The 20,254-nt window shown below is 45.9% G+C and carries 15 protein-coding genes; 1 reads left to right on the top strand and 14 read right to left on the bottom strand.

All coding sequences use genetic code 11. From position 1 onward, the window contains the following. Positions 1–61: 61 nt before the first annotated feature. The 8 genes from ABIN22_RS04830 to ABIN22_RS04795 all read right to left on the bottom strand — a co-directional run bounded on the left by ABIN22_RS04830 (position 62) and on the right by ABIN22_RS04795 (position 11,242). Positions 62–1,624, bottom strand: a complete 1,563-nt coding sequence (locus tag ABIN22_RS04830; RefSeq protein ID WP_346906993.1) for a xylulokinase — start codon at positions 1,622–1,624, stop codon at positions 62–64. Between the two features lie 39 nt (positions 1,625–1,663). After that, a complete protein-coding gene (gene dhaK, locus ABIN22_RS04825; RefSeq protein WP_346906991.1) occupies positions 1,664–3,418 on the bottom strand; it encodes a dihydroxyacetone kinase subunit DhaK in 1,755 nt (584 codons plus the stop codon). A 21-nt stretch (positions 3,419–3,439) separates the two neighbouring features. Next, a complete protein-coding gene (rhaD, locus tag ABIN22_RS04820; RefSeq protein ID WP_346906989.1) occupies positions 3,440–4,258 on the bottom strand; it encodes a rhamnulose-1-phosphate aldolase in 819 nt (272 codons plus the stop codon). A gap of 25 nt (positions 4,259–4,283) precedes the next feature. Then, the gene (locus tag ABIN22_RS04815) at positions 4,284–5,327 is read right to left on the bottom strand and encodes a 2-hydroxyacid dehydrogenase (protein WP_346906987.1); all 1,044 of its coding nucleotides are present in this window, start codon (positions 5,325–5,327) and stop codon (positions 4,284–4,286) included. Then, the gene (locus ABIN22_RS04810; RefSeq protein WP_346906985.1) at positions 5,324–6,325 is read right to left on the bottom strand and encodes an ABC transporter permease; all 1,002 of its coding nucleotides are present in this window, start codon (positions 6,323–6,325) and stop codon (positions 5,324–5,326) included. The genes ABIN22_RS04815 and ABIN22_RS04810 overlap by 4 nt, the downstream gene beginning before the upstream one ends. Positions 6,326–6,348: 23 nt before the next feature. Further along, positions 6,349–7,845: a sugar ABC transporter ATP-binding protein gene (locus ABIN22_RS04805; RefSeq protein WP_346906983.1), complete on the bottom strand. Its 1,497-nt coding sequence runs from the start codon at positions 7,843–7,845 to the stop codon at positions 6,349–6,351. A 74-nt stretch (positions 7,846–7,919) separates the two neighbouring features. After that, a complete protein-coding gene (locus ABIN22_RS04800; protein WP_346906981.1) occupies positions 7,920–8,933 on the bottom strand; it encodes a sugar ABC transporter substrate-binding protein in 1,014 nt (337 codons plus the stop codon). A 251-nt stretch (positions 8,934–9,184) separates the two neighbouring features. Then, a complete protein-coding gene (locus ABIN22_RS04795; RefSeq protein ID WP_346906979.1) occupies positions 9,185–11,242 on the bottom strand; it encodes an oxidoreductase in 2,058 nt (685 codons plus the stop codon). Positions 11,243–11,420: 178 nt separating this feature from the next. Between ABIN22_RS04795 and ABIN22_RS04790 the strand changes: the two genes are divergently transcribed. Further along, complete coding sequence (locus tag ABIN22_RS04790) at positions 11,421–12,173, top strand: helix-turn-helix domain-containing protein (RefSeq protein WP_346906977.1); 753 nt, start codon at positions 11,421–11,423, stop codon at positions 12,171–12,173. Here ABIN22_RS04790 and ABIN22_RS04785 read toward each other — a convergent pair. The 6 genes from ABIN22_RS04785 to ABIN22_RS04760 all read right to left on the bottom strand — a co-directional run bounded on the left by ABIN22_RS04785 (position 12,170) and on the right by ABIN22_RS04760 (position 20,249). Further along, positions 12,170–14,290, bottom strand: a complete 2,121-nt coding sequence (locus tag ABIN22_RS04785; RefSeq protein WP_346906975.1) for an ADP-ribosylglycohydrolase family protein — start codon at positions 14,288–14,290, stop codon at positions 12,170–12,172. The two genes, ABIN22_RS04790 and ABIN22_RS04785, sit on opposite strands and share 4 nt — an antisense overlap. 15 nt (positions 14,291–14,305) lie before the next feature. After that, positions 14,306–14,944: a beta-phosphoglucomutase gene (gene pgmB / locus ABIN22_RS04780; RefSeq protein WP_346906973.1), complete on the bottom strand. Its 639-nt coding sequence runs from the start codon at positions 14,942–14,944 to the stop codon at positions 14,306–14,308. Beyond that, positions 14,941–17,259, bottom strand: a complete 2,319-nt coding sequence (locus tag ABIN22_RS04775) for a glycoside hydrolase family 65 protein (RefSeq protein WP_346906971.1) — start codon at positions 17,257–17,259, stop codon at positions 14,941–14,943. The genes pgmB and ABIN22_RS04775 overlap by 4 nt, the downstream gene beginning before the upstream one ends. Continuing rightward, on the bottom strand, positions 17,256–18,296 hold the full coding sequence (locus ABIN22_RS04770; protein ID WP_346906969.1) for a Gfo/Idh/MocA family protein: 1,041 nt from the start codon (positions 18,294–18,296) through the stop codon (positions 17,256–17,258). The genes ABIN22_RS04775 and ABIN22_RS04770 overlap by 4 nt, the downstream gene beginning before the upstream one ends. A gap of 95 nt (positions 18,297–18,391) precedes the next feature. Next, positions 18,392–19,183 (bottom strand): sugar phosphate isomerase/epimerase family protein, encoded by a 792-nt coding sequence (locus ABIN22_RS04765; protein ID WP_109729949.1) that lies wholly within the window; start codon positions 19,181–19,183, stop codon positions 18,392–18,394. Position 19,184: 1 nt separating this feature from the next. Beyond that, positions 19,185–20,249, bottom strand: coding sequence for a zinc-dependent alcohol dehydrogenase (locus ABIN22_RS04760; RefSeq protein WP_109729948.1), 1,065 nt, complete (start codon positions 20,247–20,249; stop codon positions 19,185–19,187). Positions 20,250–20,254: the final 5 nt, after the last annotated feature.

Raw genomic sequence — 20,254 nt, 5'->3', positions numbered from 1 at the left:
CCATGTATCCTATAAAAGAAGAAAACGCAATGCTGACATTTTCTTAGCATTGCGCTTTCCTTTATAATTCCAGTTTTCCTACTATTCTTTCAAGCTCCTTATAATCCCCGTCCAGATGGTTCCGCATCCTGATAAAAAGCGGGTACAGTTCTTCATATATGTTACGCCAGGCTGGAATAGGTTCTATCATTTCTTCCGGACACTTTAGAATATTATAAGCCTCCTGTATACTGTGATATATACCCACTGCATATCCAGCAAGCATGGCATCGCCCTTGGGCGCCCCACTCAGCGTCTCCGCAACATAAACCGGCATATCCAACACCGATGCCTTGATTTTCAGCCATTCTCTGCTATTTGCACATCCACCGGCTATCTTGATGTATTTTGTATCGGCCCCTTCCTTCTTCGCCTCCTGACAGATTTCCTTCAGCGCGAATGCATTTCCCTCATAGATGGCTCTCAGCATATCCGCACGGTCAGTCAGCGCCGTTGCCCCCAGATACATCCCTCTGATCGAGTTGCTCCAGAGTGGCGCACGCTCTCCCATAATATATGGATAAAAGAACAGTCCTTTGCATCCGGGGCCGGCCGCATGCACCATGTCTTCATATACATCATATATAGACTTTTTTTTCTGTTCAGCCATTCTTGCCATTTCGTGCTCTTCTCCCATCACTTTTCGAAACCACCGCACCGTATCACCTGAAGAGTTTGTCGGTCCGAAGAGAAGGCAGGGGACTTCCTTAGTTCTCACAATCGGAGTAAAGCTCAGTAGTTTGGAGTCCGGTGACGGAGGCATACGACCGGCAAAGAAATTATTGCTCGATGTTCCTGTAATCTCGGCGGCTTCCCCCTGCTTATTCAGTCCAATCTCCAGTAACGCCATCGCGGAATCCACACCGCCAACCAGAACAGGCGTCCCCTTTTCCAATCCTGTCTGCGCGGCAGCCTCCCTTGTCACGGTCCCCAATATCTTATGTGCCGGTTCCACCGGTGGCATCAGTTCTTCTAAGGGGATACCGATTGCCTTTGACAGTTCCCGGGACCAGCACTTGTTACGAATATCATAGCATAGTGTCATTTCAGCCTGGCACTCATCCAGCGCAAGTTCCCCTGTCAGCATATAATTGAGATAAGTATTCGCTTTCACGATATGGCGTGTCTTTTCATAAAGCTCCGGCTGGTGGTTTTTAAACCAGATAATATTCGTAATCTGGTAATAGGGGTCCGCATAAGCGCCGAATTCTTTTCGGATTCTTTCCCTGCCATATATCCGCTCCATCCATGCAGTCTCTTCCACCGCCCTGCGGTCCATCCAGATATGCGCCCTGCACAGAGGCTTTCCATCTGCATCCAGTGGAAGCATTGCCATTCCCTGAGAACTGACGCTAACCGCTGAAACAAATGTATCATGCATGGAAATCTGGCTTAAGGTCTGCCGGATCGCACGTGCTGTGTCTTCCCACCAGAGACAGGGGTCCTGCTCTGCCCAGTTGTAATGGCTGGAAATCGTCTGATAAGAACCCGCTTCTCCTTTTGCCATACATCGGCCATCCTCTGAAAACAGCATGGCCTTTACGTTTGTCGTTCCCAGATCTACGCCTAATATAAGCTTCTCCATCTCTTCAAAAACTCCTCCCGTATGAATCTTGCATTCTGTTTATGATGCAAAACGCATGAAGTCTGCTATCTCAGTAAAAATCACGCCCAGAGCGTATGCCCCAGCATCCGGATATCCCAGGCTCCGCTCTCCGACTGTTCCGGCACGGCCCATTCTCGCTACAATATTCTTAGTCTCTTCCGCTCCGTTAACCGCTGCCACAGCTCCCGCTCTGAAAGCATTCTCCCATGTCCCGCCCTGTTCTATAACACTCCGAATTGCCTGTACACATGGAATCAAAGCATCTATCAATGTCTTATCACCAATGACGGCACCCCTTCCGAAGGACCGCTCTCCTGTCTTCTGAATTCCTGCTACCGCTGCCTGCATCATGTCTGCAAATTCCGGAAGTGTCAGGTACCCCCTGTTTCCCGCTTGCAGCGCAGCTGAACGGAACGCAGACCCCCACACAGGACCCGAGGCCCCGCCACAGTTTTCCATAATAATCATGGAACAGGAAAGTAAAAACTCCTTTACCGTAGAAAAATGTTCTTTTAACAGCTCATCCCATTCCCTCTTCACTTCTCTGAATCCTTTTGCAATACTCATCCCAAAGTCACCGTCACCAGCATAAGAATCTAGTTTGCAAAAACTTTTTTCATTCTCTAGAATACAGTGACACATCTCACATACGATTGCTGCAAGATTCTGCACAGTGAGTCTCTGGTCTTTAATCACTTTCCACGTCTCTTCGCACAACATCTCTTCCCTGAGCTCTTTCTTCTTTTTCTGAAGCGGAATGAACGACTGCATTTTTACAGGACCATCCACTCTGAAATACGGTGCATAACTTGGCTGGTCAATATATTCTTTCAATTCATCATCAAGCTCCATTAGAGAAACTGAACAGCCCATCATATCAATACTCGTCATATAGTTTCCCACAAACCCGCGGTAAATGCGTATTCCTGCCTCATCCAGCAGGCGGCTGACCTCATAATTCATTATAAATAATTCCTGTAGCGGCGTAGAACCAAACCCATTCACAAGCAGGACAGCCTCATCATCCTTTTTGATGTGCAGGTCTTCTATGATCTGCATAACCATTCTGGATGCTAGTTCGGATGCATCTAACGTGTGTTCCCGATACCGGCCCGGTTCGCCATGAATTCCGACCCCGTATTCCATCTCATCCTCTCCGATATCGAAAGTTGGAACTCCTGAGGCCGGTACCGTACAGGATGTGTAACCGGCACCAATTGTCCTCACATGATCAGCTGCCTTCTGGGCAATCCTCTTTACCTCATCCAGTCTAAGTCCCCTTTCTGCGGCTGCACCTGCTGCCTTATGTACAAGTACCGTTCCCGCAACGCCTCTTCGTCCTACTGTATACAGGCTGTCAGTAACGGCAATATCATCTTCCACCTTGACCCACTCCACAGGAATCCCTTCTTCCTCAGCCATCTCTGCAGCATTTGTAAAGTTCATGACATCCCCACTGTAATTCTTAATAATCAGGAGGACTCCCTTATCCCCTGCCACAGACTTGATTCCCTGATATACCTGAATCTGAGATGGTGAAGCAAAGACATCTCCACATACCGCCGCATCCAGCATACCTTTCCCCACATAACCCGCATGTGCCGGCTCGTGTCCGCTTCCTCCGCCGCTGATCAGGGCCACTTTATCACTTTTCAATTCCTTCCTTCTGATAATTCTATATTTCTGCTCAAACACAACATCCGGATTCATGTGTGCAATGCCGCTTAACATTTCCGGTACAACATTTTCCGGCTGGTTGATTATTTTTTTCATATTCCTCCTCCTTTCGTCTACTTAATGTTTTTTAAAGAGGAACTTATCAGGCAGGTCCAGTTGAAATACCTTTGCCATGTCTCTGAAATTCTGTACACTCGGTACCTGCCTTTTTATCGATGTCATGGACAATGTTTTCACCAGAATCTCCGCGCCTTTTTCTATGGTATTCATCAAACCGAATGTGCTGTCGAAAGTTTCGCCTGTTACAAACAAACCATGCTGTGCCCACAATACCACATCATATTCACGCATTTTTTCACAGGTTAGTTCCGCAATCTCTTCTGTACCCGGCACCATCCACGGCAGGACTCCCATTCCCGCAGGAAAGATCATAGCACATTCCGGTTCCATCTCCCACAGCTCTCTCGTAAAAATTTCATCGTTAATGGGAAGGACAAAGGAAAGTGCGATAATGTTGGCCGGATGGGCATGGTATACAAACCGATATGTTCCATTTGCCACCTCCTTTTTCACAGATTGGCACATGAGGTGTGCAGGCAGCTCACTTGTCGGAATGCCATCATTTTCAAGCCCCCATACAACCCGCCAGGCTGTTCCGTCTTCATTCATTTCAATAACACCGAGTGTCTCCTCCGGGTATATCTCAGCATTCCTCATCGTTTTACCGCTTCCGGTTACAATAAAATATTCTCCTGCCAGATTTACAAGCTGTTTTCCAATAGGCACCCATTCTCTACTCTTAAACTCCAGTCCCGCTAATTCCTCTTTATCTGCGCGGTAAGTAAGATTTCCGCCGTGACACTCATGCCAGCCCATTAGATAACCATCGCTGCACATGCGGATAAATTTCTCCAGACTTTCAGGTCTTTCCATCATTGTCATTCTCCTCCATAACTTCCTTCTATACCTGAAACTTAAGTGGTTCCCCATTCAGAAACCGTTCAATCTCTGTCACAATAATCTTAAGGCTATTCTTAAGAATGTCGTTTGTAATCCCTGCCGAATGCGGCATCAATGTGACATTATCCATCTTGAGGAGCGGTGAGTCATACGGCAGCGGTTCTTTCTCATACACATCCAGCCCCGCCCCCCTTATCTGCCCCGAATCAAGTGCCCGGATCAGAGCCCGCTCATCCACCAGTCCAGCTCTTGCCGTATTGATAAATATGGCATTTTTCTTCATCATGGCAAACTCATCTGCACCGATCATGTGCTTCGTCTCAGGACAAAGCCTAGCATGCATAGTAATAATGTCTGCCGTCTTAAGAAGTTCCGGAAGCTCCACCTGTTCGACACTGTCTTCTTTCAGGATACTGGGAGATGTTATCTTTTCATATGCGATCACTCTGGAACCAAAACCTTTTGTAAATCTCTTTGCTACCGTCCTCGCAATTCCCCCATAACCGACAATACCTACGACCAGATTCGATATAGCTGCATGGGAAGCATCATTATACTTTTCTTCCACCCATTCCCCCTTCGTGGCAATCAGATTCCTCCTTACAATTCCCCTGCACTCTGACAATGCCAGTGCAACCGTCATATCTGCAACTACTTCTGCGAGTCTGGACGGAGCAAAAGAGACCTTAATTCCCCTGTTCTTTGCATATTCTATGTTGATATTTTCATATCCGCTGCGTATTGTCACAATCACTTTCAGGTTCTCCGCCGCATCAATCACTTTCGAGCTGATTGCTCCCCACTGGATTAAAAGAACATCTGCGTCCTTAATCTTATTTAATACCTCTTCATCCGGTGTGGTCCATTCAGGCCCCTCATCCTCCATTTTCTGTACATATTCTTCAAACGTCTGCATCCGGAATATATTTGTATCTTTTGCATAATCTATCTCCAGATCACGGAATATTTTCAAATCTGACTTCTTACAGAATGCCTGAAACTCATCCGCCAGCTCACTGAAGCGGTCTACCACTAAGACTTTCATACTGCCGTACCTTCTTTCTGATGATTCATTTTCTTATTCTCATGGCTGATAACCATCTTCTGGCTTTTTGCCCTCTTCTCTCTCAGACAATCAATACTTACAACTACAATCAGTACAATTCCTTTACATAGTAGCTGCGTATAGGAATCTACGCCTTTTACACCGAGTCCGTTGCTCAGCACGCCCATGACGAGCACCCCCTGAACAACACCGAGCATCTTTCCCTTTCCTCCTGAAAAGGCAATGCCTCCTACCACACAGGCTGTAATTACATCCATTTCATATCCTTGTCCTGCCAGCGGCTGGCCAGATGCAATACGGGACATTAATACGATAGATGCAAGTCCGACAAAAACGCCATTAATTACATAGGACAGAATCATAATCTTTTTCGAAGATAAACCTGACAGACGCGTTGCCTCTTCATTGGAACCTACCGCGTAGAAATATCTGCCCAGATATGTACGGTTCAAAATAAATGCCCCAATTAGGAAAATAGCAATCATTATGATAATCGGAATGGGGACAATTCCAAAAATATATCCCTGTCCGATAATTTTCATACTGTCCGGCAGTCCATATACCGGGGACGCACCTGTAAAAATATAAACCACTCCCTGAAGCACCTGTTGCATTGCCAGTGTACAGATCATGGCCGGCATCCCTGTCGTGACGATTGCGAATCCGTTGAACGTCGAAATCAGCACAGCGATTACGATACCGGTGATACATGCCAGAATACTTGGCACACCGTTAACGATCATCATTGCCGTCGCACAGCTCACAAGAGATAGCTGGGAACTAATTGACAAGTCAAGACCTCCGGCAATCATAACCATAGAAAAACCAGTAGACAGAATTCCCAGCACTGCAATCTGCCTTAACAGGCTCATCCCATTGCCGATTGTCATAAACCCGGGTGCTGTAATTCCGAAATAGGCAATTACGATGATTAATAATATCAGCACCGTAAACTTATTAAAAAACTTTTTCAGCATATCCACTTTTTCATTCCTCCTTGTCAATTCATGGATGCATAATCCATAATCCCTTCCTGACTGAATTCACCTTTACTTCTGTCCAGACTTCCTGATATCTTTCCTTCCCTCAGGACCAGAATTCTATCTGACATCCCCATCAATTCCTCCATCTCTGAAGATACCATGATAATGCTGATTCCCTGCTCAGTAAGCTCATTCATCAAGTGATAAATTTCCTGTTTTGCCCCGACGTCAATCCCCCGGGTTGGTTCATCAAAGATAAGGATTCCTGCATTACCAGCCAGCCATTTTCCTACAACGACTTTTTGCTGGTTCCCGCCGCTTAAGTTTTTAACAAGTTGACTGACAGAAGGTGTTTTGATCCGGAGTCTTTCCACCTGTTTGTTCACACACTCGTTCTCAAGGCTCTTATTGACCAGCGTTCTTCTCGACATCAACTTGTAATTCGGAAGTGCCAGATTTTCTTTCACCGACAATTCAAGAATAATCCCCTGCTGTTTACGGTCCTCCGGTATCAGGGCAATGCCAAGATTCACAGCCTGAGCCGGGCTATCTATATGAATTTTCTTTTCTTCGAGATAAATGTCCCCGCTTTCTATCTTATCAGCTCCGAATATCAATCTTACCAGTTCAGTCCTTCCTGCCCCTACAAGGCCTGCAAGGCCCAGAATTTCTCCCTTTTTTAGATTGAAGCTTATATCCGTAAGGCCATTCCCACATAGATGTTCGACTCTGAGCGCCTCTTTTTGAGGTACGGTGCTGCGTGGAGGATACGTTTCCTTCAATGTTCTGCCCACCATGAGGTTAATCAGAGTCTCTCTGTTCAGATCCTCGGTCTTTTCTGTTGCCATTTTCTCGCCATCTCTCATAACTGTAATCCGATCTGTCATTTCAAAAATTTCACTTAATCTATGAGAAATATAGATAATTGTAACTCCTTTTTTTTTCAGCCTTCTAATCAGTTTAAAAAGAAGTTCTACCTCATTTTGTGTCAGCGGTGAAGTAGGCTCATCCATAATCAGGACCCTGACTTCTTGACTGACCGCCTTTGCAATCTCTACCAGCTGCATCTGTGCAACAGTAAGATCTTCTACGAGTGCATCCGGGTTTATATTAATCCCCATCTCCTCAAAAAGCTTCTTTGTCCTCTTTTTCATTTCTGAAAACTTGACCATAATACCGTTTCCAACAAAACGCCCCATGAAAATATTCTCTGTTACTGATAATGTGGGAACCAGGTTTAGCTCCTGATGAATGATACGAAGTCCCTTCTCAGTCGCCTGATGTGGTGTTATTTTTTCAAACTTTTCATCCCCAATGCAGAAGCTGCCCTCATCCGCTTCTATGACTCCAGATATCACCTTCACTAATGTGGACTTTCCGGCACCATTCTCTCCCATGAGTCCGTGCACCTCTCCCTCGTGAAAATCAATGGATATATCCTTCAGTGCAATAACCCCCGGATAAGTTTTTACAATATGATGTACGGACAGGCTTATTTTATTTTCTTTTTCCATATACAAGACCGCCTTTTTATTTGTCATTAAGAAAGGCACCTCTTTTCGAGAATGCCTTTCCCCTACTTATCCTTTTATTTCAAAGCTTCTTCAGCATTCTCTATCGTCACCGGTTTCATCGGGAAATAATTTACCTTCTCATATTCTGAGCCCTCTCCCGTTACGTCTTTCTTTGCGCAGTCTACCATGTTCTCTCCAACCTTATTTAATTCCAGATCAACAACACACTTGAAAATACCGCCTTCTGCAACATATTCCTTCGATTTCTTTGTTCCGTCACAGGAGAACAGTCCTCTGTCTGTTTCTTTTTCGAGTCCAGCCTGTGCAAATGCCTCATAAACTCCATGCATCGTATCATCGTTAATAGATACAACCACGTTCATGTCCGGGTATGCCTGAAGGAAATTCTCTCCCGCTTCCTGTCCTGCAAGAGCTGTTGTCCCTGCACCTGTGATCACTATTTTTCCTTCTGGCAGCAGCTCATCTAATGCCTTTTTGATTCCGTTTTCACGCTGTGTCAGGAATTCTGATGATGGTTCATTCACAAGCCCGATCACAGGGTTTATGCCTTTTTCTACCAGATTCGCCTTTGCCCATGTTGCTGCCTGTTTTCCAATCTCGTATCCAAGTTCTTCATTGGAAGCTACAAAACAATTTGTGAAGTCGCAGTTAGGTTCTGTATCAAATGTAATAATTTTAATCCCTGCATCATAAGCTTTCTGTAATTCCTCTGCCCCGTCACTGGCGTTCATTGGATGTACAATCAGAACATCTACACCGCTCGTCATAAAGTTCTCGATTCCTGTAATCATCTTCTGCACATCCATCTCGTAGTACATCAGTGTCGCATCAATTCCCAGTTCCTCAGCCTTGGCTTTCATTGCGTTTCCCATATCACTGATAACCTGTGTGGACGCCTGATTCAGAAGAATTCCGACCTTTACTTCCTCATCACTGCCCTGATCTGTTTCCTGTTCTATTTTTTCTTCTTTCTTACTATCGTCCACCAACTTGCTGTCTGTACTGCATGCACAAAGTGAGAATACAAGAGCTGCAGATAATAACATCGTAATAATTTTCTTTTTCACCTTTCTTACCTCCTCATATCTTTAAGTTCCTTCAAGCTTGAATGTAATCTTATTATACCTGTATTACAATCATATACAATGAGTCTGCTTTTGTAAAAAGTGTACTTTCTTTAGTATTTTTCTTTTTTTCATTATGATTCACTTTCGAAACCATGATTAATAATAAGAACAATAAATAAAGCCCCGCAAAACTCACAGACTATCTGTTTTGCGGGGCTTCATTTATCGCCCTTTATAATATTTCCTTGTTATCAAATATCCTTTGCAATATCATATGCCTGCCATACGGCACCCATAAGGTTCCCGACTTTAGCTGCATCTCCAATCACATGCACATTTTTTCCACTCTGTTCTGCCAGAGGCGCACCGGCTATATATCCGATCGAGGTCACAACACTGTCAGCAGGTATCGTCATTTTTCCTGTTTTTTCTTCTATAACTACTCCTTCATCCGTAATCGCCATAACTTTCGCTTCTGTATGGGCTGGAATCTCATAGAAACGGATAATCTCCCGGAGCATGTTGCTGTTTGCCGCGCACAGATTCGGCACATTCAGAATATCATCCAGCATTTCTACTATGACAGGTTTCTTACCTTTACGCACCGCATCATATGCAATCTCACACCCTGTCAGCCCGCCTCCAATAATTACGACACGGTCACCAGTTTCTTTATAGCCGCGCAGATATTCGATTGCGTTCATGACATTCCCACGTTCCGCACCTTCTGCGTTTAAGCTTCTCGTTCTGGCTCCGGTGGCTATTATAATTTCCTCCGCATCCAGTTCTCCCAGCTTTTCGGACGTCATTTCCGTATTCAGGCAGACCTCTATTCCCAGCTTCTCAATCTGGTGGATATACCACTGAATCAGCATCTTGTCTTTCTCTTTAAAATCCGGTGCCGCCGCGGCAATAAATACACCGCCAAGTTCACCGCTTCTTTCGTAGATTGTGACCTCATGTCCGCGTAGGTGTGCAACCCTTGCTGCTTCCATGCCACCGATTCCGCCGCCTATTACGGCAACTTTTTTCTTCGTTTCCGCTTTGGTAATCTCCCGCTTTTTCTCTTCCAGTGTTCTCGGGTTGATTGCACAGTGCCCGTTGCCTACAGGATTTATGCCTGTAATTCCATTCTTTTCCCTGCTGATGGCAAAACATCCATTGTGGCATGCAATACATGGCCGGATATCTTCTATACTTCCAGATTCTACCTTTGCACAGTATTCCCCGTCTGCCAGCAGCTGACGTCCGATTGTTACACCATCAATCTTTCCTGATGCAACTGCCTCAGAAGAAATATCCGGGTCTTCCATACGCCCGGCACAGAATACCGGAATGTCCACGTGCTGTTTAATAAATGCCGCATCATCCAGATTACATGCAAGGGGCATATACATTGGCGGATGTGCCCAAAACCAGGAATCGTAGCTTCCGTTGTCCGCATCCAGGGCGTCTGCGCCTGCTGCCTCAATAATTCTGGCACAGGCAATGCTCTCTTCCCTGTCTCTTCCGAATTCCTGATAGTCCTCACCCGGAAGTGCCCCTTTATTAAAGCCACGCATTTTGCTTGTTACGCTGTAGCGCACGACAACCGGATAGTCTTCACCGCACGCCTCTTTGATTCCCCTGATAATGTCTGTCACAAACCTGCAGCGGTTTTCCAAACTGCCGCCATATTTATCAGTCCTTTTATTTGTATTCGAAATGGTAAACTGGTCCAATAGATACCCTTCATGCACCGCATGTATCTCAATCCCGTCAATGCCAGCCTGTTTACACAGCACTGCCGACTTTGCAAAGCCATCTATAACATCCTGAATCTCCTTTTCCGTCATGGCGCGGTGGAGCACATTTGGGTCCCACACGTTGGGCATCCCGTCACTTGCCGCACTCAGAAGTTTGGCTGTGCCTGTCAGCTTACCTAATACCTTTCCTGTCATTGCCTTTTTCAGCATCTCCTGCATGACAAGCACTCTTCCGAAACCGGCCCCTATCTGGAGGAAGAACTTTGTATCGTACTGATGTATCTCATCCATCAGGCTCTTAATCGGTCCCAGAAACATCTTTTCATTCTGGTACAGCCATTTGTTCCCCATCATACTCTTTACACAGGTAATTCCGGGAATAAGCAGTCCTACCCCGTTGCTGGCCCTCTCCAGCAGATATTCCCTGCTGTTTTCATTAAACTTGAAACCCGTCATCCATTCGATCGGAGTCGTCCCCTCCATAGGGGCATGGACAAAACGGTTTTTCACGGTAACACTTCCCACCTTCATCGGCGTAAACAGAACTTCATGCTCTTTCTTCATGTCACACTTTCCTTTCTTATGTAATTTGTACGATTTCTAAAACTTCCGTTTTCATGCTTCTTATTCCGGACAATTCATGTTAAAATTATAACAGAAGCTTTTTTGTGATACTAGCATTCTTGTAACGTAATCGCACTAATGTAAGATAAAGTGATAAACTTAAGAAAGGATTGCTGATATGGACTATATTTCAGATGACCTCACTAATTGGGAATATATGCAGGCAAGTGAGCTTTGGTATCATTCAGAACTAAACTTGAAACATTGTGTTGAGCTGGGTGATGAAGCAGGTGCACGAAAGGCCCTTGTGGAATTAAAAGAGGCCGTAGAACAGCGTTTCAGCCCTATCGTGAAGAAAGAAGAAATGGTTACGATTTTTCTGGGGATTATCGGTGGTATTCTTCACTTTGCATGCCGTGATGCCGGGCTGCCTCCCGCTTACCTGACCATGATGATACTTTACCAGAGAGAGACACTGACCGCTTCCATCATGAAGGTTCCCAGTCTCTCCATGTCGCATCCCACTCTTCTTGAGGGGCTAAATGCCTGTATCTCAGAGGCATGCAGTCTGATCCGGAATCTTTCCCTAAGTGAATGCAGTCCTTTGACCCGGCGCTGTATTTCTTTAATCCAGCGCCGGCTCACGGATAAACTGAGTGTGGAAGAACTGGCCAGTATCCTCGGTGTTACAAGGCAGTACCTGTCAACACGTTTTAAAGAAGAGACAGGCAAATCCCTGACAGACTATATCAACTGGCAGCGGATCACACTGTCCAAATATTACCTCCGGCAGAAAAGCCTGAACATTACTCAGGTTGCCATGATGTGCGGCTATTCCGATTCAAACTACTTCGGACGCATATTCAAAAGGCTGGAGCATATGACTCCAAGAGAGTATGTCGCGCTGCACGGTGGGTTTCCGGTACTCTAGCTGGTTTTGACCTCAATCTTCCTATATTTCGTATGTCCACCCTGCAATGCAGACACTCCGATGCTTCCGGTAAGGTAGGGGTGTTCTTCATCCACCGCTGTCAGCGACACTCCATCCTGAACACTAGCTTCTATCCGGTTTCCGCTGACTCTGATGCTTATCACATACTCATTTCCGGGCTTCCATTGATACTCTGCTTCTGTAAGTACACGGTAACCGTTCTCATTTTTCAGAATTGCAAATTTGCCGCCCGGCAGGAACCCTGCCGCATAAGAACGCACTGCCCCCTGAACCCGTATATTCTGCATATGTGTTCCTGTATTAAGAGGAGTGCACGTAAAGGCAGCCGTATAGTCTCTCCAGTCATATCTTCCGGTGTACGCCTCCGCATAGTCCGCGCAGGACAGGTGCATCTGACCGCCTTCCAGATATAGCATTCCCTTCAGTCTGGTAAACTGCCTGACTTCGCGGTGGAGCCCCGGCCAGACTTCTTCCTCTTCTTCCTCAAAGAGAATCGTATAGTCTGCCCTGCCCTCCGTGTAGAGGTCATCTATCATCCCTACAAAGCTTCCATCCCAGCTATTTTCTTCTTTTATACAGAAGCAAAAACCAATTTCTGCTATCAGGCCTCCTTCCATCTCCGGGATTTTCCAGCCCATCTCTATCCACTTCCCTTTTTCCGGATTTACACTTTCTCCAAGCAATATCTCTCCGGTATTCTGTTCTTTTGCATAAAGACAGACTTGTGTGTTACATCCATATTCCGGTATAAATACACTTCCATGTATCGTCTGGCCCGGATACACAATTGGTGAAAAACTTGGGTCATAGCGGCTATCATGAAAATCATCGGGACAATAATATGTTTTCTTATACACATATATATGTTCACCTGTTCCGGCATGGTTCCCGACTATCTTAAGGCTTCTGGAGCCATCAAAAGCTGTCTCATCCGTATTCTCAACGTGAGTGCTGCCGGGTCTCTCTTTCCGTACACGGATCGCATGGGTGGAACCCGGAAATTCAAAATGGCAGCTGTCTATACGCCCATCTGCTATATGTTTCCACGGTTCCGGCATTTCTTCTCCCGCAACGGCATATGCTAATTTTGCTATATATAACGCTCCATAAGGGATATCCTGAATATTCAGAGAGCCAATTACGCTGGAACATGCCAGAAAATCGTTAATCGGTCTTCTCCATTTCTGATAGTTTATTGCTGCCAGGCCGCCCCGTACTCCCATAATTGTAGCAAGGTTTCCCACATTACAATCCGTATCCCAGCCACACATATTGCAAATATTTAACGTATCTGAAAAATCACCTTCTCCATAAAGTAATGCCAGAATAATCACCGCCGCATTCGGGATGATATGGCAGTTTCCGGGATATTTGCTGTATCCCCAATTATCATGTACATATTGGAAACACACTCTCCAGTCACCGGGATGGGCATGGTAAAACCGCTTAACTGCGCGCACCGCCCGTGCATATTCACAGTCTTCCGGGATATAAGACAGCCCTTTCTCAATGATTTTCTCTATCTCATTTTCTACAAAAGCATAGCTGATACATACAGCAATGAATATCCCTCCATAGATTCCATTTCCCCCGTGAGTAACACTGGCTGCTTTCTGTGCATATTGGGCTGCCAAATCCGGATTTCCCGGAGTGACAAGCCCCCATGTGTCAATAAAAATCTGTCCTCCGATCTGCTCTGCCATCGTACTCCCATTCTGCGCAATGCTGCCGCTAAGCGGTGCAGGGATTGAATTCCTGAGGTTCAGATATGCGGTGTGTTCTGTGGCCGTCCCATACCCGCCCCACCAGAAGAATCCGTGTTCATAGGGGGCATAGTTAAGCAATGCTTCTGCAACATCCTGTGCCTGAATGGAATATCCGCTGCGGCTGTCTTCCAATGCCCTCAGGAAAAAAAGTGGTCCATTACTGTCATCATCTGCTGCGAAATCCTGATAATCTATCAGATACCCGTCTGGTTCTCCATACAGTTCTCTAATTTTTTCATAAGTCCAGCCTTCAATGGGAGCTCCCAGACGGATACCGATTATCTTCGCCAGCCAGCCGGCATAAATCTGTTCTATGTATTTTTCTTTCATTGTCCATCTCCCCGGCTATAACATTTCTATGCCTGACAATGCTTCCGTATCGGGAACAACAATATCCGCTTTTCCTAAAATAGCTTTGTCGCCGACCCCGATACATTTCATCCCGCCTGCTAATGCCGCATCAATTCCGGCGGCCGCGTCTTCTATTACAATACATTCGCTGCATGGGACACCAAGCAGTTCGGCCGCCTTTATAAATACCTGCGGGTCAGGTTTTGCACGTTCTGCCAGATTCCCGTCAACAATCGCGTCAAATTGGTCCGCAAGTCCTAGTTTTTCTAATATCATCCGCCCACTTTTGCTTGCAGACCCCAGCGCAATCTTATAGCCGGCCCTTTTTTGCCTGCTTATAAATTGAGAGATACCGGGAAGAATCTCTGACTGGTCAATACCTGAAATCATATTCAGATAATAACCATTTTTTCGTTCCGCCAGTTCCTGTTTTTGTACCTCACTCATCCCTGCCAGCCCGCCGACTTCCAGAACAATTTCCAGCGAGCGCATCCTGCTTACGCCCTTCAGCCTCTCATTATGTTCCTCTTCAAATGCAAATCCCAGTTCTTCTGCCAGCTTCCGCCACGCCAGATAATGGTATTTTGCAGTATCTACTACAACACCGTCCAAATCAAAAATGATTGCTTTCATGCACTCTTTCCTTCTTTTCTTTCTATTATAAATACTTGAAGGGAATCTTTCAGTTCATATACTTCTCCTCCAACCGCTACCTTAAGGGGGCTTTCTTTTGGCGGCGGCGTTCTCCCGGCCCCTGTGTCCTTTAAGCAGACCTTCGTATTGCTCAGAGTTAGTTCAATATCCTTCCCCCTCACTTTTATGTGAAAATGTATTTCCTCCCAATGTTCAGGAAGCCGGGGCGTAAGGTGCAGAACTTCCCCTTCATAGTTTACCCCTGCAAATCCAAATACAATGCAGGTCCAGATCCCCCCAAGCGAAGCCGCATGAATTCCGTCTGTCGTATCATTCGGATTCCCGTCCAGATCAATCACCATACATTTCTCAAAAAACTTCCATGCCAGATCCATCGCCCCTATTGCCGCACATGCCTGAGCATGGGCACAGTAGCTTAGGGATGAATCGTGTATGGTCCTCGACTCATAATATAATACATTCTTCCGGACAACTTCCGGAGAAAACATCTGAGGAAACAGATTTAGAAGCATTACCGTGTCAGCCTGTTTGAGCACCTGCATATCTACAATTTCATCTCTCGAATAGTCCTGCAGCACTGCCTGTTTCACTTCTGATTCTTTATACTTTTCGATATCTGTAAGACATTTTTTTGTAAGGAATGTGTCATCCTGAGGAATTATCTGCTGTTCATTAGGTTCCGGAAGATAAATCTTCTCTGAGAATTCCTCCCATGATTTTCTCCTTTTCCCTACCTTGAGCCTATGGTAAAGGCCAGGGGTCACTTTTTCTGCCTTTCCTGCCAGCGATGCGGCTAACGATACGCAGTATCTCGCCATATAATTGCTATAAGCATTGTTATCAATATGCTCTGTATATTCATCCGGTCCGATGATATCCCGTATAACATAAGCCTTCCTAACCTCGTCCCATTCTGCTCGTGATACCCAGAAAGACGCTGCCTCAAATATGATTTCATACCCAAACTTTTCCATGAACCTGTCGTCACCTGTCATGCTGTAGTATTGCCAGACAGCATAGACGATATCTGCCGTCACATGGTGCTCTTTTATCCCTGACCAAACCTTATTGGCTTTGCCTGTATAAATATTCAGTGCAGCGTACAAAGGTGTCTCTTCCTTTCCGCTGACCGCCGCCTCCCAGGGGTACATGGCACCTTCATAGCCATAAGCCGCAGCCTTCTCCCTTGCACCATCCAGTCCTTTATACCTGAACTCTAAAAGTTGTCTTGCCGCTTCTGGAAAATTATATAAGAAAAAGGGAAGTACAAAAATCTCAGTATCCCAAAAAACATGTCCTTTGTATCCTTCTCCCGTCAGCCCTTTTGCAGCAATACTGCTTGAAGAACTGCCCCAGGGCATCATACCAATCAAATGATATTGAGCAAATGCGATAGATGCCTCTTCCTCCAGAGTAGCCCCTTTTATCCTGATTGCAGCCTGCTGCCAAAGCTTAGACATCTTCTCTTTATGGGCCGAAATTACCGAAGCATATCCCTTGGAAATACAATCCTTTAGTATCTCTTTCTGTCTGTCCAGCTCTGCCATATCTTCCTGCTTATGGATATAAACATATTTTTCAAACTCCCAGCTTCCGCCTTCCGGTACTGTAACATCGTATGATGCTTCCACACTGCGTCTTTTCAGTGTAAAGACAGGGGTCCCGCATTCACAAGAACTCTCCGCCAGAATGCTTAATGTATCCTCCGTCAGATATCCTTTCATCTGCATTATTTTCCGGTCATATACCCTGCAGTTAATCTTCTGGAAATGTGAAACACCGCTGTTCGTCTGCTGTCCGTCAATGCCGCTAATCAGCTTTCCACTGGTGCCTGCACCGCGGCAGACAGAGATCCTAATGCTCTGTACAAACAGATGTCTGTTTTCCATAGATGCAAAACGCCGCTCAACGACTTCAATTTCTGTACCTGACTTTAATTCGAAACTGACTGATATCACTAATTCTCCTGTATATATATTGAATTTCCGCTCGTACCCCTTTATCATTGTACGGTCAGGGCATATCTCTTCCCCATCCAAAATCAGTCTGAATTCAGTTACATCAGGACAGTTTACCAGTTCAGTCACTTCGTCCTCGTAGGCACAGTTAAACAAACCAGCAACGAACATCCCCCTTTTCCCATTCAGTGATGGAAGTCCCCCTGCCCCCCTTACACCAAAGTAGCCATTGCACTGTGCAAACACAGATTCTGTTTTCAAGTGGAACCGTGGTTGATATTCCCGCTGCGCGAGCCAGATTCCATCTTCCTTTTTTTCTATATCATAATAAATCATTCCATTATCACCGGCCTTCCGCTGTCTGCTGACTTGTATAGAGCCTCAATCACTTTCTGGACATAGGTCCCCTGTGCGGCTGTCACCAGAAGTTCTTCCTGCCCCAGACAGGCATTTACAAAATTTTTGTCACTGTCCATATGCCAGTCCCTCATTTCCATGAACGGGTATGTACTGTCTGTGAGCTGTCCATCCTTCTCCCCATAAACCTCCAGAGGAAAAAGGCTTGCGCCAAGTTTCTCTCCATACAGCGTAATATTCCTCAAGTCTTTTTCCTTCTGGTTGATGGCGAAAGACGTCTCAATCAAAAGGCTTGTTCCATTCTCAAATCTAAGGAACCCGAATACGCCATCCTCTACCTGAAAGCAGTCTGGGTTCCAGCTCCCCATCAGAGAACAGCCGCCCATTTTGCCGATCCTGTCACTGGACGTGGCGCAGACATAGGTGATTTCCGGGTATTCCAACAGGTATAATGCCGCATCCAGCATATGTGCACCAATATCAATCAATGGCCCGCCGCCCTGCATTTCTTTATTCGTAAAATTTCCCCAGCCGGGAATTCCCCTTCTTCTATGCCACTGCGCTTTCGCATGGTAAATCGTACCGAATTCCCCATTACGCACCTTCTCCTTCATCAATGCCACATGTTCACTGTGACGGAAATGAAAACCATAGGACAGGACCAGATTCCTCTTTCGGGCTTCCTCTTCCATCTGCCAAGCCTCCCGGACCGTTATTGCCGGAGGTTTTTCGCAGAGTACATGGCAGCCGCATTCCAAGGCATCCAGGGTCATCCGGCAGTGGAACTTATTTGGCACACATATCGTAACTGCATCCGGCTTTAATTCTGAAAGCATCTTCTTATGGTCCTGATAAAAATTCTGTATTCCAAACTGCTCTGCAAGTGCTTTTGCGGCATCCAGATTCACATCGCATATACCGACTACTTCTGCCTGATCCATCTCTCTAAAGTTCGGAAGATGGGTCACTTTGGCTATCTGTCCGGCGCCAATGACAGCCATTCTCAATCGTTTCATCTTACAACCTCCTCATATTCCAAAGCCCCGCAGCACGCCACTAAGCATCTAACCTGCCTGCGTTACGGGCTGCGGGGCATTTTCTTTTGCCGTCCCTACAAAAACTGTTTCATGAAATCAACGGACTTCTGATAAACCTCCAGAGGATTCTCACCGCGGATCCGTCCTTCATTCACAACATCGCCTTCATATCCAATATCCTTCAATGTCTGTATATGGCGTTTCCAGTCAATGGAACCTGTACCCGGCTGATACCTGTGGTTTTCAGCAATGTGGACATGCCCGACTGCATCCCGGAACTTCATCAGCGACTCTGAGATATCGTCTTCTTCTATCGCCATGTGATAGAAGTCGGCGGTGATTTTCACCATCTTAAACTGTCCCATCTCTATGATATCCATTGCATCCTGAAGCGTATTGAGCATATGGTCCTGATAGCGGTTGAGTGGTTCCAGATACAGATATATGCCGTTTTCCTCTGCCACAGCATCCAGTTCTTTTAAAGATGCCAGAATTGCTTTCACATCTCCTTCATGGCTTCGCGGTGGTGTCATAGGCGGAAGGCGGAATGTAAACATCCCCCATGCGGCAGGCACTACGACACCCTTTCCGCCTACCTCTTTCAGCGCACGTATGATTTCCTTCAGGTCTTCCACGCCATTTTCTCTGCGCTCCTCAATAAAATCGCCAATCCATCCCCTATATCCGCCACACGCACTCGATACAGGCAGTCCTGACTCTTCAATCGCCTTTTTTACCATATCAACATGATCGGTTAACACTTTTCCGTCAATTTCAAAACATTCAAATCCCATTGCTTTCACAAATTTAAACTTTTCCACTAAATCCTGCGGAAAGAAGTCTTTGTCCTGAGTTCCTAAACGCATTTTAATCCCTCCCCATGAAATCGATTCCCAATTTGATACTCTCTTCCGGATGCTGGTCTACATAATTACAAAAACCTTCCGCACACTCTTCGAATGGGACCACTGGATAAATAATATCCTCACAGTCCAGATACCCGTTCATCAGCAGTTCCCAGCACACATCCTCAATGCGGTGCCTGTCCCATCTCGGATATTCCGGATTCGGCTCACTGCATGCACGGGAGAAGATAATCTTCCCATAATTAAAATGGGCTTCCTGTCCAAGCCACAGTCCTGCCGGAAATGGCTTTGCAAATGCAACATATGCGATAGTCCCATTATAGCCAAGCCCCTTCAAAGAAGACTGCAGCGCATGGACATTCCCGCTTGTTTCAATGATCACATCGGCTCCCATCTTCCCTGTCAGCCTTTTAATCTCCATCCCTGCATCACAGGCAGTGGAATCCAACGTATAATGGGCACCATGTTTCTCAGCAATTTCCCGCCTTTTTGCAATAGGGTCAATTCCGATGACTGTTACAGCACCAATCTTTACTGCAAACTGGAGGGCTATCTGTCCGATTGCACCCAGTCCAATGACTACTACACGGTCTCCCGGGCGTACTCCTCCATCACGGATTCCACTTAAAGCGAACTGTGCCGGATCGTAGCATACTGCATTTTTAGCAGATGCATCTTTGCTCATTTTGCGCAATTTATAGTTGTCTACTGCATTTACAATCTGTGTCTCCTTAATCGGTCCATAAGAACATACCCTGTCTCCGATCTCATATTCCGTAACGTCTGCCCCTTTTTCCGTAATGGTTCCGACAAACATATTTCCAAGAGGAAGGTCTCCAAATTCAATCCCCCTCGGTTCCTCTTCATCCCGTTTGGCAAACACACGCCATTCTTCATCAAATTTTCCGTCAATAAAAGGAGTGGTACCCCTGAAATCCGCAAGCTCCGTGCCATGCTTTGGCGCCGCAAATTCCACCTGTACTTTTACTTCATTGCTTAATATTTCCCTGTCTTCATATTCCTTTAACGCCGCTTCCCTCGGTGCAACTGCTACTAATTTTTTCATCTTTA

Source organism: Faecalicatena orotica, from assembly GCF_905197545.1.
GTDB lineage: Bacteria > Bacillota > Clostridia > Lachnospirales > Lachnospiraceae > Faecalicatena_A > Faecalicatena_A orotica.
This window is presented reverse-complemented; position numbering and strand designations above follow the sequence as displayed.

Coding starts and splice junctions, on each gene's coding strand:
- ABIN22_RS04830 (WP_346906993.1), bottom strand. CDS start 1,624: ATGGAGAAGCTTATATTAGGCGTAGATCTGGGAACGACAAACGTAAAG.
- dhaK (WP_346906991.1), bottom strand. CDS start 3,418: ATGAAAAAAATAATCAACCAGCCGGAAAATGTTGTACCGGAAATGTTA.
- rhaD (WP_346906989.1), bottom strand. CDS start 4,258: ATGATGGAAAGACCTGAAAGTCTGGAGAAATTTATCCGCATGTGCAGC.
- ABIN22_RS04815 (WP_346906987.1), bottom strand. CDS start 5,327: ATGAAAGTCTTAGTGGTAGACCGCTTCAGTGAGCTGGCGGATGAGTTT.
- ABIN22_RS04810 (WP_346906985.1), bottom strand. CDS start 6,325: ATGCTGAAAAAGTTTTTTAATAAGTTTACGGTGCTGATATTATTAATC.
- ABIN22_RS04805 (WP_346906983.1), bottom strand. CDS start 7,845: ATGGAAAAAGAAAATAAAATAAGCCTGTCCGTACATCATATTGTAAAA.
- ABIN22_RS04795 (WP_346906979.1), bottom strand. CDS start 11,242: ATGAAGAAAGAGCATGAAGTTCTGTTTACGCCGATGAAGGTGGGAAGT.
- ABIN22_RS04790 (WP_346906977.1), top strand. CDS start 11,421: ATGGACTATATTTCAGATGACCTCACTAATTGGGAATATATGCAGGCA.
- ABIN22_RS04785 (WP_346906975.1), bottom strand. CDS start 14,290: ATGAAAGAAAAATACATAGAACAGATTTATGCCGGCTGGCTGGCGAAG.
- pgmB (WP_346906973.1), bottom strand. CDS start 14,944: ATGAAAGCAATCATTTTTGATTTGGACGGTGTTGTAGTAGATACTGCA.
- ABIN22_RS04775 (WP_346906971.1), bottom strand. CDS start 17,259: ATGATTTATTATGATATAGAAAAAAAGGAAGATGGAATCTGGCTCGCG.
- ABIN22_RS04770 (WP_346906969.1), bottom strand. CDS start 18,296: ATGAAACGATTGAGAATGGCTGTCATTGGCGCCGGACAGATAGCCAAA.
- ABIN22_RS04765 (WP_109729949.1), bottom strand. CDS start 19,183: ATGCGTTTAGGAACTCAGGACAAAGACTTCTTTCCGCAGGATTTAGTG.
- ABIN22_RS04760 (WP_109729948.1), bottom strand. CDS start 20,249: ATGAAAAAATTAGTAGCAGTTGCACCGAGGGAAGCGGCGTTAAAGGAA.